Annotated in this window: 17 protein-coding genes and 1 tRNA gene; 5 read left to right on the forward strand and 13 right to left on the reverse strand. The window is 67.4% G+C overall.

The annotated features are described in order from the left end of the window. Positions 1 to 64 precede the first annotated feature (64 nt). A complete protein-coding gene (locus tag EL337_RS26530; protein ID WP_048635127.1) occupies positions 65 to 391 on the forward strand; it encodes a hypothetical protein in 327 nt (108 codons plus the stop codon). A 54-nt stretch (positions 392 to 445) separates the two neighbouring features. Here EL337_RS26530 and EL337_RS26535 read toward each other — a convergent pair. The 3 genes from EL337_RS26535 to EL337_RS26545 all read right to left on the reverse strand — a co-directional run bounded on the left by EL337_RS26535 (position 446) and on the right by EL337_RS26545 (position 1,581). Continuing rightward, positions 446 to 536, reverse strand: a tRNA-Ser gene (locus tag EL337_RS26535). A gap of 68 nt (positions 537 to 604) precedes the next feature. Then, a complete protein-coding gene (locus EL337_RS26540; RefSeq protein WP_048635126.1) occupies positions 605 to 1,060 on the reverse strand; it encodes a nucleoside deaminase in 456 nt (151 codons plus the stop codon). Next, a complete protein-coding gene (locus EL337_RS26545; protein ID WP_048635125.1) occupies positions 1,057 to 1,581 on the reverse strand; it encodes a tRNA adenosine deaminase-associated protein in 525 nt (174 codons plus the stop codon). Before EL337_RS26545 ends, EL337_RS26540 begins: the two co-directional genes overlap by 4 nt. Before the next feature lie 73 nt (positions 1,582 to 1,654). Between EL337_RS26545 and EL337_RS26550 the strand changes: the two genes are divergently transcribed. Then, entirely contained in the window at positions 1,655 to 2,599 is a 945-nt protein-coding gene (locus EL337_RS26550; protein WP_048635182.1) for a prephenate dehydrogenase, read from the forward strand. On the opposite strand, the gene EL337_RS26555 is transcribed toward EL337_RS26550, so the two are convergent. The 5 genes from EL337_RS26555 to EL337_RS26575 are packed head-to-tail and all read right to left on the reverse strand — an operon-like array spanning position 2,562 to position 6,684. Further along, the gene (locus tag EL337_RS26555; RefSeq protein ID WP_048635124.1) at positions 2,562 to 3,158 is read right to left on the reverse strand and encodes a putative glycolipid-binding domain-containing protein; all 597 of its coding nucleotides are present in this window, start codon (positions 3,156 to 3,158) and stop codon (positions 2,562 to 2,564) included. The two genes, EL337_RS26550 and EL337_RS26555, sit on opposite strands and share 38 nt — an antisense overlap. Continuing rightward, positions 3,155 to 3,937: an ABC transporter permease gene (locus tag EL337_RS26560; protein ID WP_048635123.1), complete on the reverse strand. Its 783-nt coding sequence runs from the start codon at positions 3,935 to 3,937 to the stop codon at positions 3,155 to 3,157. Before EL337_RS26560 ends, EL337_RS26555 begins: the two co-directional genes overlap by 4 nt. Then, positions 3,934 to 4,608 (reverse strand): ABC transporter permease, encoded by a 675-nt coding sequence (locus EL337_RS26565; protein WP_048635122.1) that lies wholly within the window; start codon positions 4,606 to 4,608, stop codon positions 3,934 to 3,936. Before EL337_RS26565 ends, EL337_RS26560 begins: the two co-directional genes overlap by 4 nt. Positions 4,609 to 4,612: 4 nt before the next feature. Then, positions 4,613 to 5,713, reverse strand: coding sequence for an ABC transporter ATP-binding protein (locus EL337_RS26570; RefSeq protein WP_048635121.1), 1,101 nt, complete (start codon positions 5,711 to 5,713; stop codon positions 4,613 to 4,615). An 8-nt stretch (positions 5,714 to 5,721) separates the two neighbouring features. Beyond that, the gene (locus EL337_RS26575) at positions 5,722 to 6,684 is read right to left on the reverse strand and encodes an ABC transporter substrate-binding protein (protein WP_083443277.1); all 963 of its coding nucleotides are present in this window, start codon (positions 6,682 to 6,684) and stop codon (positions 5,722 to 5,724) included. A gap of 102 nt (positions 6,685 to 6,786) precedes the next feature. Between EL337_RS26575 and EL337_RS26580 the strand changes: the two genes are divergently transcribed. Continuing rightward, positions 6,787 to 7,167, forward strand: coding sequence for a LapA family protein (locus EL337_RS26580; RefSeq protein ID WP_048635119.1), 381 nt, complete (start codon positions 6,787 to 6,789; stop codon positions 7,165 to 7,167). A gap of 5 nt (positions 7,168 to 7,172) precedes the next feature. Here the strand turns inward: EL337_RS26580 and EL337_RS26585 are convergent, their stop codons facing one another. From EL337_RS26585 to EL337_RS26595, 3 genes are all read right to left on the reverse strand, one after another. Further along, positions 7,173 to 7,997, reverse strand: a complete 825-nt coding sequence (locus tag EL337_RS26585; RefSeq protein ID WP_048635118.1) for a transglutaminase-like domain-containing protein — start codon at positions 7,995 to 7,997, stop codon at positions 7,173 to 7,175. A gap of 91 nt (positions 7,998 to 8,088) precedes the next feature. Continuing rightward, positions 8,089 to 9,108 carry a phosphotransferase family protein gene (locus EL337_RS26590; RefSeq protein ID WP_048635117.1) on the reverse strand — a complete coding sequence of 340 codons (1,020 nt, stop codon included), beginning with the start codon at positions 9,106 to 9,108 and terminating at the stop codon, positions 8,089 to 8,091. Positions 9,109 to 9,126: 18 nt separating this feature from the next. Then, positions 9,127 to 9,735 carry a histidine phosphatase family protein gene (locus tag EL337_RS26595; protein WP_048635116.1) on the reverse strand — a complete coding sequence of 203 codons (609 nt, stop codon included), beginning with the start codon at positions 9,733 to 9,735 and terminating at the stop codon, positions 9,127 to 9,129. 18 nt (positions 9,736 to 9,753) lie between these two features. Between EL337_RS26595 and EL337_RS26600 the strand changes: the two genes are divergently transcribed. Continuing rightward, positions 9,754 to 10,815, forward strand: coding sequence for a zinc-binding metallopeptidase family protein (locus EL337_RS26600; protein ID WP_048635181.1), 1,062 nt, complete (start codon positions 9,754 to 9,756; stop codon positions 10,813 to 10,815). Further along, positions 10,812 to 11,582: an SDR family NAD(P)-dependent oxidoreductase gene (locus tag EL337_RS26605; RefSeq protein WP_048635115.1), complete on the forward strand. Its 771-nt coding sequence runs from the start codon at positions 10,812 to 10,814 to the stop codon at positions 11,580 to 11,582. Before EL337_RS26600 ends, EL337_RS26605 begins: the two co-directional genes overlap by 4 nt. Before the next feature lie 9 nt (positions 11,583 to 11,591). On the opposite strand, the gene EL337_RS26610 is transcribed toward EL337_RS26605, so the two are convergent. Both EL337_RS26610 and EL337_RS26615 read right to left on the reverse strand, forming a co-directional pair. After that, complete coding sequence (locus EL337_RS26610; protein WP_126316698.1) at positions 11,592 to 12,884, reverse strand: HNH endonuclease signature motif containing protein; 1,293 nt, start codon at positions 12,882 to 12,884, stop codon at positions 11,592 to 11,594. 49 nt (positions 12,885 to 12,933) lie between these two features. Next, positions 12,934 to 14,811 (reverse strand): alkyl/aryl-sulfatase, encoded by a 1,878-nt coding sequence (locus tag EL337_RS26615; protein ID WP_048635547.1) that lies wholly within the window; start codon positions 14,809 to 14,811, stop codon positions 12,934 to 12,936. Positions 14,812 to 14,827: the final 16 nt, after the last annotated feature.

The raw sequence follows: 14,827 nt of genomic DNA on the forward strand, positions 1-14,827 counted from the left end.
ATACAGTCGGGCGCCGGCGTGTGCCCCGGACGGAGGCCGGCCCCTCACTGACAAGGGGAAGCCCATGACCCGCACGCCCGACCTGCCGTCACCCGGCGAATTCCGAAGGAAGATGGCCCATCTCGACCGCGAGTTCGCGGATGCCCGCCGCTACCTGTCGAGGTTGCACGCCGACGACAACGAATCGCTCGGCGAGCTGATGGCCGAGATCCATCACGACGGACGGGGCATGAAAGTCCTGGCGGCGATGGCGGTACAGGCCCTCGACTTCGCCGAGCTGGCGGCGGACCGCCTCGGCGGCGATGTGCAGAAGTGGCTCGACGAATCGGTGATGGCCCAGGACGCAGGCGAGAACGAGCGGGACCAGACCGAGCTGGGCGGTGAGGCCTAGCTGTTGGTACGCCGAGCCTGCACAGCCTCCACTGCTTCGTCAGCAGAAGAGGTGTGGCGGTGGCGGAGGGATTTGAACCCTCGGACGGGGGTTACCCGTCACACGCTTTCGAGGCGTGCTCCTTAGGCCGCTCGGACACGCCACCGTGTGGCAGCTTACCGATGGACCGGTCGTGCACCAAAACGCCGCCGAGCTCGCGGTGTGGGGTGCCCGCTACCGCTGGCGGGCGAAGAACTCTTCCAGCAGCGCGGCGCACTCGTCGGCCAGCACTCCCCCACGCACCTGCGGCCGGTGCGTGAGCCGCCGGTCGCGCACCACATCCCACAGCGATCCCACCGCGCCCGTCTTGGGCTCCCACGCTCCGAACACCACGCGCGCCACCCGCGCCATCACCAGCGCGCCCGCACACATCGTGCACGGCTCCACGGTCACCGCGAGCGTTGCGCCTTCCAACCGCCAGCCGTCGCCGAGGACCCGCGCTGCGGCGCGCAGCGCGAGGATCTCGGCATGCGCCGTCGGGTCGCCGAACTGCTCGCGGGCGTTGGCGGCCCGGGCCAGCTCGGTCCCGTCGGCGGCGACGACGACCGCCCCGATCGGCACGTCGCGGGGACCGCCGTGACGGGCCGCCGCCAGCGCTTCCCGGATCAGCGCCTCGTCGGCCGAACTCACCGATTCAGACGCTCGAGGAGCGCCGACAACTCGTCGGCGAACCCCATCTCCCTCGCGATCCGGCCTACCTGCTCGTCGGCGTACAGGTCGTCGCTCTCGTCGAGGATCACGCCGAGCACCGCCTCGGGGAGTCCGATGTCGGCCAGCACGCCGAGGTCTCCCTCCTCGAACGGGTCGGATCGTTCGAGTTCGTCGTCGTCGAAGTCGGCGTCGAGCTTCTCCAGGATCTCCGCGGCAATGTCGTAATCGAGTGCGGCGGTGGCATCCGAAAGCAGTAGCCGGGTACCCGACGGCGCCGGCCGCACGATCACGAAGAACTCGTCATCGATGTCAAGGAGTCCGAAAACCGCTCCGGCACTCCGCAATTCACGCAATTCGGTCTCGGCCGCGGACAAGCTCGTCAGCGCCGCAGGCTTCATCGCGGTGCACCGCCATTTGCCGTCCTCCCGGACGACGGCCACGCCGAAGCCGTCCGGAACATCGGTGCCCCGTTCCTGCTTCTGTGCACTCTGCGCTCCCATGAGGGGTAACGGTAGTCCCATGGCAAGGCCTTGACCAGCGCGTCCGTACCCTGGTCACGTGACGAAGACACCGGTGTGTGTGGTCGGTCTCGGCCTTATCGGCGGGTCACTCATGCGTGCGGCGCACGGGGCCGGCCGCGAGGTGTTCGGCTACAACCGCTCGGTGGAGGGGGTCGAGGCGGCCAAGGTCGACGACTTCGACGCCACCACCGACCTCCACCAAGCGTTGTCGCGGGCCGCGGATTCGGGCGCACTGATCGTGCTCGCCGTCCCCATGCCCGCCCTGCCGCTGATGCTGCGCCACGTCCGCGAGATCGCGCCCGACAACCCGCTCACCGACGTCACCAGCGTCAAGGGGGCCGTCCACACCGAGGTGGTCGCCGCCGGCCTGCTCGACCGGTTCGTCGGCGGGCACCCGATGACGGGAACCGCCCAATCCGGCTGGGCCGCCGGCGACTCCCGCCTGTTCGTGAACACGCCGTGGGTGATCAGCGTCGACGACCACGTCGACGCCGGCGTGTGGGCCGCGGTGATGCACCTGGCGCTGGACTGCGGCGCGTTCGTCGTGCCGGCCCGTTCCGACGAACACGACACCGCCGCCGCGACCATCTCGCACCTGCCGCATCTGCTGGCCGAAGCCCTCGCCGCGACGGCCGGGGAGGTCCCGCTGGCATTCGCCCTGGCCGCCGGATCGTTCCGCGACGGTACCCGGGTCGCCGCGACGGCACCGGACCTGGTGCGGGCGATGTGCGAGGCCAACTCCGGCCAGCTGGTGCCGATATTCGACCAGGCGTTGCGACTGCTGATCGACGCCCGCAACCAACTGGCGCGACGCCAGCCCGTGAGTGAACTCGTGGAGTCCGGCCACGCTGCGCGCGTCCGCTACGACAGCTTCGGCAGGACCGAGATCGTGACCACCGTGGTCGGCGCCGAGGGCTGGCGCGACGAGCTGGCGGCAGCCGGGCGCGCGGGCGGCGTGATCAGATCCGCGTTGCCAACCCTGGGTAGTCGAGGATGAAGCCGTCGCCGTCGACGGTGACCGTGGTGTCCGCCACCGGTGACGTCAGCTTGATGCCCGTGTCGGTCGCCTCGTAGCTGATCGTCTCCACGTCCACGGCCAGGTCCGGCACCCGCACGTAGACGACCGGCACCGAGATCGCTTCGCCGCTTCCTGGCAGCACCCCGGCGCGGCGGATCGGCAGCGCGTTGAAGAACGGGCTGAAGATCACGTCCACGTCGAGCGCGCCGTCGAAGGCGGACCGGCGTGTCTGGCCGGAATGCTCCTGCACCAGCCACATGTTCTCCTCGTCGCGGGCGATCGAGAGCTGGCGCTCCCGCTCGGCAAGCGTGACGGTGAGGGACAGGCGCTTGGTTGCGCCGATCTCGTCGGTGACCAGGTCATAGGACGCGCTGAAGGCGGGATGCCCGGCGCTGGCCGCAGCCACCACCCGGCCGTAGGCCTTGATGCGTTTCCCGGAGAGCTGAACACGCACCGACTCCATGCGGGGCACGTCGTGGGCGCGCCACGTCAGCACTGCAGGCCAGTTGCTCGCGTCAGAGCGATCGGCTTCACTCATGCCTCTACCGTAGGCGACGGGTCGCCCGGTTCGTGGCGGGCTCGGGAACTGGAGCGCGAACCGGCCGATTCCATCGCAACTTCGTCGCTGAGAAACGGCTGCGGCAGCCGTCGCCTGGACAACCGTCCGGTGCCGGGAACCGAGGCCCACACCGCGAACGCGAGCACCGCGTCCAGGATGAGCGCCAGCGCGGTCACCATCAGCGCACCCACCAGCGCGAGATAGAACTCCCGCACCTTGATGCCGTCGATCAGGTAACGCCCCAGACCGCCGAGGCTCGCGTACGCCGCGACCGTGGCAGTGGCCACGATCTGCAACGTGGCGGTGCGCAGACCGCCGACGATCAGCGGAAGCGCGTTGGGCGTCTCGACACGCAGCAGGACGCGCAACTCGGTCATGCCCATCGATCGGGCCGCGTCGACCACGGCACGATCGACGTTGGCGATTCCCGAGTAGGTACCTGCCAACAGCGGAGGGATGCCGAGCAACATCAGCGCCACCGTCGGCGGGATCAACCCGAGTCCCCACAGCAGGACGCCGAGCAGCAGCACCCCGAGCGTCGGGAGCGCCCTCAGCGCGTTGACCCCGGTCACGACGAGAAAGGTTCCGCGCCCGGTGTGCCCGATGATCATCCCGATCGGGATGGCGATCAGCGCCGAGAAGATGACCGCGATGAAGGTGTACTGCAGGTGCTCCAGGATCCGCGCGGTCAGACCGGCGGGACCGCCCCAGTTGGCCGCGGTGAAGATGAACGTCATCGCCTCGTTGAGGAAGTTCATGTCACTGCTCCCGCCTTCGCGGATTTCGACACCCTGGACTGGGCCCTGGTCCATGGCGTGAGTGCCTTGCCCGCCAACATGATCAGCGTGTCGATGATGATCGCCAGCACGAAGATCGCGATGATGCCGGCGATGATCTGGTCACTCTTGTTCGCCTGGTAGCCCTCGGTGAACCAGGTGCCGAGGCCGCCGATGCCGATGACCGAGCCGACGGCAACCATCGAGATGTTGGTGACGGCAACCACTCGCAGACTGGCGATCAGCACCGGGAGTGCCAGCGGCAGTTCGATTTTCAGCATCCGGGTGAGCGGCTTGTAGCCGATGGCCGATGCGGCGTCGAGCACGTCGGGCGAGACCGCGTCGAGCGCCTCCGGAACCGCGCGCACAAGAAGGGCCACCGTGTAGAGGGTCAACGCCACGATGACGTTGGCCTCGTCGAGGATGGGGGTCGGAATGATCAATGGCAACACCACGAACAGGGCCAGCGACGGGATCGTGAAGATGATGCTGGCGGTGACGGTCGTCAGCCGGCGCAACACCGTCGTGCGCTGCACCAGCGCGCCCAACGGAACCGCGATCAGCAGACCGAGGACGATCGGGATGAGCGACAACCGCAGGTGGATCAGCGTCAGCGTCCACAGATCGTCGAGGTGGGTGAACAGATACCGCACGGGTTCAGCCCTTCCCCCGCTGCGTGTTCAGCGCCGCCAGTACATCGTCGGCCTTCACACCGCCGATCACCTGGTCGTCGCCGTCGACCGCGACTCCGAGACCCGACGGCGACGACAGCGCCGCGTCGAGAGCCAGCCGCAACGTGCCGTCGGGACGGAACAGTGAGCCGCCCGCGGTGGTGCTGTCATAGAGCGAGCTGCCGTTGCGGTGCAACTCCACACCGGCGGCGTCGATCCACGCGTAGGGCGTACCGTCGGGGCGGGTGACCAGTACCCACTCTCCCGGATTCAGTGCAAGAGCGTCGATCTCGGCTTCCGGAGCGTGCCGCAGGTCGTGCAACGGCAGGCCGGTCGCGTGGTAGAACTGCAGGCCCCGGTAACCGCGGTCGGCGCCGACGAATGCGGCGACGTCGTCGTTGGCCGGGTTGGACAGCAGCCTCGCCGGAGCGTCGTACTGTTGCAGGACACCGCCGCGTCCGAAGACCGCCACCTTCTCGCCCAGCTTGATCGCCTCGTCGATGTCATGGGTGACGAAGACGATCGTCTTACGCAGTTCGCTCTGCAGACGCAGGATCTCGGTCTGCAGATCCTCACGGACCACCGGATCGACGGCACTGAACGGTTCGTCCATCAACAGGATGGGCGGGTCGGCGGCCAGGGCCCGCGCCACGCCGACGCGCTGCTGCTGGCCACCGGACAGCTGCGCCGGGTAGCGGTCGGCGAGTTTGGGGTCCAGCCCCACCCGCTCCAGCACGCCCATCGCGGCTTTCCTTGCGCTGCGCCGAGATTCGCCACGCAGAACCGGGACGGTGGCGACGTTGTCGACGACCCGCAGATGCGGCATCAGGCCCGCACTCTGGATCACGTAGCCGATTCCCAGCCGCAGCTTGACCGCGTCGACCTGCGTGACGTCCTTGCCGTCGACGGTCAACGTGCCCGATGTCGGGTCGATCATCCGGTTGATCATCCGCATCGACGTGGTCTTGCCGCAGCCCGACGGGCCGACGAAGACGGCCAGTGTGCCCTCCGGCACTTCCAGGCTCAGATCATCGACCGCGACGGTCCCGTCCGGGTACTTCTTGGTGACGTTCTGGAAGGTGATCACGAGTGCACCTACTTCTGGAGGGGCTGGTCGAAGCCGTTGTCTTGGATCCACTTCTGCGCCGCCTCGTCGGGGTCGACCCCCTGATTCCCCTCCACCGAGGTGTTCAGCTCGATGAGAGCTTCGGTGGTGAGTTTGGCGCTGACGGCGTCCAGCACGGACTTGAGTTCATCGGACATCTTCTGCGAGGCGACCAGCGGCACCACGTTCGCGGCCAGGAAGGCGTTCTCGGGATCCTCCAGCACCACCAGCTTGCTCTGCTCGATCGCCGGCGAGGTACTGAAGATGTTGGCGGCGGTGATCGTGCCGCCGGTCAGTGCCTGCACGGTCGCCGGGCCGCCGCCGTCGCTGATCGCGACGAAATTGGCGGGTGCGATGTCGAGCCCGTACTTCTCCTTGAGCCCCACCAGACCGGTCTGCCTGGTCTGGAACTCCGACGGCGCGCCGACTTTCACTTCCGCCGAATGGGTTGCCAGATCGCCGATCGTCTTGAGGTTCCAGCGCTGCGCGGTCTCCTCGGTGACGGCGAGGGTGTCCTTGTCCTCCGCGGGCGAGGGATACAGGATCGACAGATCCCCGGGAAGAGCCTTGAACAACGCCAGCAGCACCTCGTCCGGCGTGGTGGCCGCGCTCTTCTCGTCGAAGTACTGCAGCAGGTTGCCCGTGTACTCCGGGATGAGATCGATGGAATGGTCCTGCACGGCCGGGATATACGTTTCGCGACTTCCGATTCCGAACTGGCGGGTGATGGTGAAGTCGTTGGCCTCCAGGGCCTGGGCGTAGATCTCGGCGATGATCTTCGACTCGGTGAAGTCGGCCGAGCCCACCTTGATCGATTTCAGGTCGCCGGAGATCTCGCCGCCGCCAAGAGGGTTGGAACTCCCACAGGCAGACAGGGACACCGAGATCAGCGCGAGCATGGCTGCCAGTACGGCAAGCATCGGGTACGGAGTGGGGCGTCGGAGGCGGTTCATACGCACGTCCTTTCGGCGGTGGCGAGCCTGCAGACCTTCCGGTGACCATAGCTTCACCGGCGTTTCGGTTTCATTCAACGGGCGAAAGGGCAAGATGAAGCCATGAGCAGCGATCCGTTCGCGTCGCCCGACGTGCCGCCCACCTCCGGCACGCCCGGCACCCCGCCGCTGGGGAACCCCACTGCGGCCCACTCCCCTGCCAAGGCACCGCCACCCGAGTCGGCGGTGCACCGGACCAGGGCCGCGGCGTTGTGGGCGGCGCTGACCCTCGGGTTCCTGGTCTTGATCGTGCTGCTGATCTTCATCGCGCAGAACACCGAGTCTGCCGAGTTCGCGTTCCTCGGCTGGCGCTGGAGTCTGCCGCTCGGCGTCGCGATCCTCTTCGCAGCAGTGGCCGGCGGATTGCTGACCGTCGCGGTGGGTGCGGTGCGCATGTTCCAGCTACGCCGCGCAGCGAAGAAGAACCTCAAGGCCGGGCTCTAACCGGATCACCTGATCGACACCAGTTGGTCGACGGTGTCGCGCGGCAGATCGCCGTCGACGGTGGCCGTCACGATCATGTTGTTCAGGTTGATCGAGCCTTTGTGATTGTCCAGGAACGCGGTATCCGCGGCGTCCCTGCCGGTCGCGATCCGCACCATCGACTGCCGTGGAGCCAGGCAGGTGGCATCGGCGACGCGCCACTGGCCGTCCACGAACGCCTCGGCGACGGCGTGGAAGTCCATGGGCTGACAGCCCGGTGCGTACACCGCCACCAGGCGGGCCGGCACATTCACGGCGCGCAGCACGGCGATCACCAGGTGGGCGTAGTCGCGGCATACCCCGGCTCCGGCCAGGAGGGTGTCAGCAGCACCGTCGATCGGATCGCTGGAGCCGGGCACGTAACTCAACCGGGCGCCGACCCAGGATGAGACCTTCTCCAGCAGGTCGGCCGACTCGGCGAGGTCCCCGAATTCGGTGGCGGCAAAACCGAAGAATTTGTCCGCCTCGGCGTAGCGGCTGGGCCGCAGGTAGGTGGACAGGTCGATGTCACGCACCGGTGCCGGTTCGGCCTCACCGAGCACGGTGGCCGAGTAGCTGACCTTGAGGTTGCCGTTCTTGACGTCCAGCATGTGAATCCGGTTGCCGTGCTCACCGGAGACCTCTCGGATCTCGCTGAGCGGAATCTCCTTGCCGTCCAACACGAACGACAGCGATTCGGTGACGTCGAGACCCGCCTGCGGAGCGACCGCGATCTGGAACTCGAGGGTGGTGGGGGCGGTGATCTGCACGTCCAGCTCGGCACCGACGTCCCGCTTCTGAGTATTCGGCACGGTGCGCTTCTTTCCGATTCTGGAGAAAATCTTGGTAGGGCTGCTTTGGGGCACGCGCTTCTCTACCCAGACCCATGATGGGTGAAACTCGTCAGGAAAGCGCGGCGAGCCCCGCGGCGACCAGCGGCGCGACGGCGTCACCGACTTTGTCGGTGTCGTCGGTCACGCCCGCCTCCCGGGCGCGGTAGGCGATGCCCGCCCCGATGATGGCGAGCTTGAAGTACGCCAGCGCCATGTAGAAGTCCCAGTGGTCGAGATCCTGACCGGCGGCCCGGGAGTACTTCTCGGCCAGCGCGTCGGCGGAAGGAATCAGATCGGAGGCCCACGCGGCGTCGGCGTGGACCAGGTGGAACGTCGGGTGCCGGTAGACGCACATCAGCGCGGCGTCGCTGAGGGGATCGCCGAGGGTCGACATCTCCCAGTCCAGCACCGCGATGACCTTGGTGGCGTCGTCGGCGTCGAGGATCGTGTTGTCGATGCGGTAGTCGCCGTGCACGATCGACGTCCTGCTCTGCGCCGGCAGCGCCTGGGTCAGCCGTTCGTGCAGTCTTCTGACGTCGCCGTCGCAGGCGTCGTCGGGCCGCTTGACCAGATCCCACTGCGATCCCCACCGCCGCACCTGACGCTCGAGATAGCCGCTGGGCTTGCCGAAGTCACCGAGACCGACCGCGTCGGGGTCGACCGAGTGCAGATCGGCGAGCACCGCGATCAGCGAGTCGACGCAGGACTCGATGGTGGCCCGGTCACCGAGCGCTTCCAGCTGATTGGTGTGGCGCACCACCCGGCCGGCCACGTACTCGACCATCTGGAACGGGGCACCGAGCACGGAGTCGTCGTTGCGCATCGTCACCGCGCGCGCCACCGGCACCGGGGTGCCGGCCAGAGCGGCCACCACCTTGTACTCGCGGGCCATGTCGTGCGCCGACGGCGTGAGGCCGTGCAGCGGCGGGCGGCGCAGCACCCATTGCGACGCGTCGTCGCCGACCAGGAACGTCAGGTTGGACCGGCCGCCGGCGATCAGTTCGGCGCGTAGCTCACCGCTGCGGGGGACCCCCACGTCGCGCAGGTGTCGGTCGAGTGCGGCGAGGTCGAGTCCGTCGAGGTCAGTCACGGGACTTTCCTACCACCTTCACCACCGGTGATTTCGCGGCAGTAAGTCCCACACGTGTTCCGTGCCGTTGACGGCCGCGACCGCGAGCCGCCCGGTGCGCGACGACAGCAGCCTGGTCACCGACGCGTAGTCGACGTGGAACGACAGCAGCCGCTCGGTGCCCAGGATCTGGTGGAGCAGCACGTTGATGACACCGCCGTGGCTGAACACCGCCACGGTGTCCTCCGGATCCGCGGCCGCGACGAGGTCCTCGACTCCGGCGCGGATGCGGCCCAGAAACGCGGTCTCGTCCACGCTGCTGGGCAGTTGGCCGTTGATGAGCCGCTGCAGCTCCTCGGGATTCTCCTTGGCGATCTGCTCGATCGGGATGTAGTGCGGCAGGTCGCGGTCGTACTCGGCCAGGCGCTCGTCGACCTCGATGGTCAACCCCAGCGCATCGGCGACCGGCTGTCCGGTCTCGATCGCGCGCACCTGCGGGCTGCTCACCAGGCGGGTGATCGGGAAGCGGGCCAGTGCGTCGGGCAGACGTTTGGCTTGTTCGATCCCCTCGGGGGACAGGCTGGGGTCGGACCCTTGCCCGGGCTCGCTCCGCAGGGGTAGCGCATGTCGGACCAGAAGCAGTTGCACCGTGACACCATATGGCTCGTGCGTGCCTTCGCCTGTCCCACGTGCAACTCGTTCACGCCGTTCGAGGCAGACGAGTGCGGAACCTGCGGGTCGGCTGTCGGACTTCACCTGCCGTCGCTGTCGATGGTGGCGCTCGGCGGTACCGGTGTGGCGCGCGTGGACGATCAGCGCTGGGTCCGCTGCACCCAGCACGCCACCGTCGCATGCAACTGGCTGGTGCCGGAGTCCGGGGAGGCTTATCAGCGAGGCCGGTGTCTGCCGGATTCGTTGATCCGACGCGAACCCGATGCTTCCGACACGGTGGCTCGCGAGAAGCTGGTTCCGACGGCAGCGGCGCTGCGCCGACTGGTGTTCCAGTTGGTGGACCTGGGCCTGCCGATCGACCCGTGGTGGCGTCGCGACAACGGTCTGGCCTTCGATCTGCTGTCCAGCTACAGCGAGGGCAACCGGGTGACGATCGGCCATGCGAACGGGGTGATCACGATCGACCTCGTCGAATCCCTGGACGCCTATCGGGAATCGCTGCGTGTACGTCTCGGTGAGCCGTACCGCACGATGCTCGGGCATTTTCGGCACGAGGTCGGCCACTACTACCAGAACGTGCTCGTCGAGACCGGGGCCGGCGCCGATCGTCATCTGGCCGAGTGCCGCACGCTGTTCGGCGACGAACGCGCCGGTTACTCCGACGCCATCGACCGGCACTACACATTCGGGCCTCCGGCGGATTGGGATCGCGCCTTCATCTCCGAGTACGCGACGATGCACCCCTGGGAGGACTTCGCGGAATGCTTCGCGCACTATCTGCACATCACCGACACCATCGACACCAGCCGTGAGGCGGGCATGATTCTGCACGGCGACAGGGTGCGATTCGCCGCGCCGGGCGATGTCGAGCCGCTGACGTCCTATGCCGACGTTCCGGTGCGGCGCCTCCTGGATGACTGGCAATGGATCTCGCTGTTCTTCAACCGGGTGAACACCGCGATGGGTAAGAACCCGCTGTACCCCTTCGCGATTCCCGGTCCCGTCGTGGCCAAACTCGACTTCGTGCATCGCGTGGTCCGGGAGGCGGCATCGTGACGGACGAAAAGGGTTATGCGGATCAGCTTTTCGATCTGACCGACCGGGTGGTGCTGGTCACCGGCGGCAGCCGGGGGCTGGGCCGCGAGATGGCCTTCGCCGCGGCACGCTGCGGCGCCGACGTCGTGATCGCGAGCCGTAAGTACGACGCCTGCGTGGCCACCGCGGACGAGATCGCCGCGGCGACAGGGCGGGCGACGTTTCCCTATCAGGTACACGTGGGCCGCTGGGACGAGCTCGACGGGCTGGCCGATGCGGTCTACGACAGGTTCGGCCGGGTGGACGTGCTGGTCAACAACGCCGGGATGTCACCGCTGTACGACTCGCTGAGTACCGTCACGGAGAAGCTGTTCGACTCTGTTGTGAACCTCAATCTCAAAGGGCCGTTTCGATTGTCGGTGCTGATCGGAGAACGCATGAGAGCCGACGGCGGCGGGTCGATCATCAACGTCAGCTCCAGCGGCTCGATCCGGCCGGCTCCCGATATGCTGCCCTACGCCGCGGCGAAGGCCGGGCTGAACACGTTGACCGAGGGGTTGGCTACGGCGTTCGGGCCGACGGTTCGGGTGAACACTCTGATGGCCGGCCCCTACCTCACCGACATCAGCAAGGCCTGGAACCTGGACCAGGACAGCAACCCGTTCCGCCACCTGCCGCTACAACGGGCGGGTGAACCTCGCGAGATCGTCGGCGCCGCACTGTTTCTGATGTCCGACGCGTCGAGCTTCACCACCGGCTCGATCCTGCGGGCCGACGGCGGGGTGTGACTACCTCGGCTAGTTGGTCGTCGGTGGTGGTCTGCGGTAGGGGTGGTACCACTTCCATTGGGCGCGTTCGCCGGTCGGTCCGCGGTACGGCGGAACGTGAGGTGGGGCGGTGGTGGGTGGCCGGGCCAGTGAGGCCCCGCTGAGTGGACGACCTCGGGCGTCGGCAACGACGAGGGTATGCGCCGGGCCGGTGAGGGTGATGACCCCGCGGTGATGCGCCCGATGATGAAACGGGCAGACGAGCACGAGGTTGTCGAGTTCGGTCACGCCGCCGTCTTCCCAGTGGATCAGGTGGTGGGCGTGCAGGCCGCGGGTGGCGCCGCAGCCGGGGACCACACAACAGCGGTCGCGGTGCTCCAACGCCCGCCGTAGCCGCCGGTTGATGGTGCGGGTGGCCCGCCCGGCCCCGATGACCTGCCCGTGGCGTTGGAACCACACCTCGCAGGTGGCATCGCAGCTCAGGTAGCGGCGCTGCTCGTCGGTGAGCACCGGACCCAGATGCAGCGCCCCCACCTTGGTGTCCACATCGACGTGCACGACGACGGTGGTGTGCTGGCCGTGCGGTCTGCGGGTGGCTTCGGCATCCCAACTGGACTCGACCAGCCGGGTGAACGCCTCCATCGTGCTCGGAAACGGCGGCACCTGCGCCCCGTCGCGGCCTTCGATCCGGTAGTCGTCTTTCCACTCGGCGATCAACGCATCACGGTGGGCGGATAAGGCCGCGTCGAACGCGGCAGCCTCGGGATTCGCCAGCCGGATCCGCCAGGTCGTGAACCCCGCCTCGCTGATCTTCGTGATCGACTGCCCGGCCTCCGGACCGGGCTGCGGACGAACCTCGCCGCCGTCGTCCTCGTCCTCGTCGTCCTCGTCGGGGGTGGGGTCGGGTTCGGGAGGGAGTTCCTGGGCGACCGCGGTGCGCAGCTGGGTGACCGTCGCATACCGCGCCAACCCCACATAATGGTCATCGGAGCCGTCACCGGCGCGCTCAGCGATCACCCCCACCTGATCCAGCGACAACCAGCCCTGCCGCAACCCGGTGGTACAGCGCGGGAACTGCTCGGCCCGATCAGCCACCGCGACGATGGCCTCGGCGTTACGCGGGGAAACCCCCAGCTTCCACGCCACCAGCGAGGCGATCGACTTCGCCCCCGTCATCCCCCACAACCGCTCACCATCGAGCTCGGCCACGATATCGACGATGCGCCCATCGATCGCATTACGCTGACCCGCCAACTCCGACAACTCCTCGAACAACACCTCAAGACGCTCCTTAGGTCCCAAAGATGTTGCCGCCAAAGACATAACACCATCACACCACAAGGGTCCGACAAACTTCGGACCGCGCGAACCGCTACGGGGTGACGATGTTGAAGTTCGGATCCGGCTTGTCCAGTACCGACACCAGGGACGTCAGAACTGTCGCGTCACCAGCGATCTCCAGCCCCGGCGACGAGTTGTCCCCCGCCGCCAGGCTGAGCAGCCGCAGCTTGGTGGCCAATCTGATGGTCGCGTGCGCGGTCGACTCTTCGGCAGCCACCTTGCGGTAGACGAGCACTCCGTTGCGCAGCGTCAGCCGATAGTTGGCAGCCGTGTCGAGGAACGTGACGTCGATGACGAGGTCGAGATCCCATGCACGGGGTCCGTTCACGCTGATCGCCAGCACGTCGAACATCTGCTCCGGGGACAGTTGACCCACCATGGACGTGGAGTTCGCCTGCACCGGTGTGCCGAAGTTGCCCTCCCGCAATTCGGTGGCGCCACCGAGGAAGAAGTTCCGCCACGTCGCGGTCTCGGCACCGTAGGCCAGCTGCTCTAGTGTGTCGGCGTAGAGCGTGCGCGCCCCGGCGTGGTTCTCGTCGGTGAAAATGGCGTGGTCGAGAAGGGTTACTGCCCAGCGGAAGTCACCCTCGTCGAAGGCACTCTGCGCCAGCTCGACGACGCGGTCGATGCCTCCCATCGCTGCGACGTAACGCGGACCGATCGCCTCGGGCGGGTGGGGCCACAGCCGCGCCGGATTGCCGTCGAACCAGCCCATGTAGCGCTGGTAGACCGCCTTGACGTTGTGGCTCACCGACCCGTAGTAGCCGCGCGCATGCCACGCCTGATCCAGCGCCGGGGGCATGGCGAAGGTCTCGGCGATCTCGATTCCGGTGAACCCCTGGTTCAGCTGGCGCAGGGTCTGGTCGTGCAGGTATGCGTACAAATCCCTTTGTAGAGAGAGGAATTCGATGATCCTCTCCTTGCCCCAGGTGGGCCAGTGATGCGAGGCGAACACCACGTCGGCCCGGTCGGAGAACGTGTCGATGGCCTCGGTCAGGTACCCCGCCCAGCCGTGCGGGTCGCGCACCAGCGCACCCCGCAGCGTCAGGAGGTTGTGCAGGTTGTGGGTCGCGTTCTCGGCCATGCACAACGCCCGGAAGCGAGGGAAGTAGAAATGCATCTCCGCCGGCGCCTCGGTGCCCGGCGCCATCTGGAACTCGATCTCCACTCCGTCGATCGTGTGTGTCTCGCCCGTCTCTCGGATGTCGATGGTCGGCACGATGATCGCGACCTCGCCGGTGGACGGGGTCTGGCCCAGCCCGCAGCCCACCTGACCCTGCGGTCCGCGCTCCAGCGTCGTGCCGTACATGTAGGCGGCGCGCCGGGTCATCGCCGTCCCGGCGTAGACGTTCTCCTGCACAGCGTGCGCAGTGAACCCCTCCGGTGCCAGCACCGCGACCTTGCCCGCGTCGACGTCGGCCTGCGACGTCACGCCCAGCACACCCCCGAAGTGGTCGACGTGGCTGTGGGTATAAATAACCGCGCTCACCGTCCTGTCTCCCCGATGCTCGCGGTAGAGCGCGAGGGCGGCGGCGGCCACCTCGGTGGACACCAGCGGATCGATGACGATGACACCGGTGTCACCCTCGACAAAGGTGATGTTCGACAGGTCGAATCCGCGCACCTGGTAGATGCCCTCGACCACCTCGTACAACCCCTGCTTGGCAGCCAGCGTCGACTGCCGCCACAGGCTGGGGTGAACCGAAGTCGGCGCATCGCCGGTGAGGAACGCGTAGACGTCGTTGTCCCAGACCACCCGCCCGTCCGCAGCCTTGATGACGCACGGCTGCTGCGCGGCGATGAATCCGCGGTCGGCGTCGGCGAAATCCCGGGTGTCGGAGAACGGGAGGGTGGTCAGATGCGCGCGGTGAGCAGCTTCGATGGTTTCCGTGGGCGTCTTGCTGTCCATGTCTGCAGAGATTGCC

Source organism: Mycolicibacterium aurum, from assembly GCF_900637195.1.
GTDB lineage: Bacteria > Actinomycetota > Actinomycetes > Mycobacteriales > Mycobacteriaceae > Mycobacterium > Mycobacterium aurum.

What these genes read in the sequence shown, in the direction of transcription:
- EL337_RS26530 (WP_048635127.1), top strand. Translation starts at nt 65, where the DNA reads ATGACCCGCACGCCCGACCTGCCGTCACCCGGCGAATTCCGAAGGAAG.
- EL337_RS26545 (WP_048635125.1), bottom strand. Translation starts at nt 1,581, where the DNA reads ATGGGAGCGCAGAGTGCACAGAAGCAGGAACGGGGCACCGATGTTCCG.
- EL337_RS26555 (WP_048635124.1), bottom strand. Translation starts at nt 3,158, where the DNA reads ATGAGTGAAGCCGATCGCTCTGACGCGAGCAACTGGCCTGCAGTGCTG.
- EL337_RS26560 (WP_048635123.1), bottom strand. Translation starts at nt 3,937, where the DNA reads ATGAACTTCCTCAACGAGGCGATGACGTTCATCTTCACCGCGGCCAAC.
- EL337_RS26575 (WP_083443277.1), bottom strand. Translation starts at nt 6,684, where the DNA reads ATGAACCGCCTCCGACGCCCCACTCCGTACCCGATGCTTGCCGTACTG.
- EL337_RS26580 (WP_048635119.1), top strand. Translation starts at nt 6,787, where the DNA reads ATGAGCAGCGATCCGTTCGCGTCGCCCGACGTGCCGCCCACCTCCGGC.
- EL337_RS26610 (WP_126316698.1), bottom strand. Translation starts at nt 12,884, where the DNA reads ATGTCTTTGGCGGCAACATCTTTGGGACCTAAGGAGCGTCTTGAGGTG.
- EL337_RS26615 (WP_048635547.1), bottom strand. Translation starts at nt 14,811, where the DNA reads ATGGACAGCAAGACGCCCACGGAAACCATCGAAGCTGCTCACCGCGCG.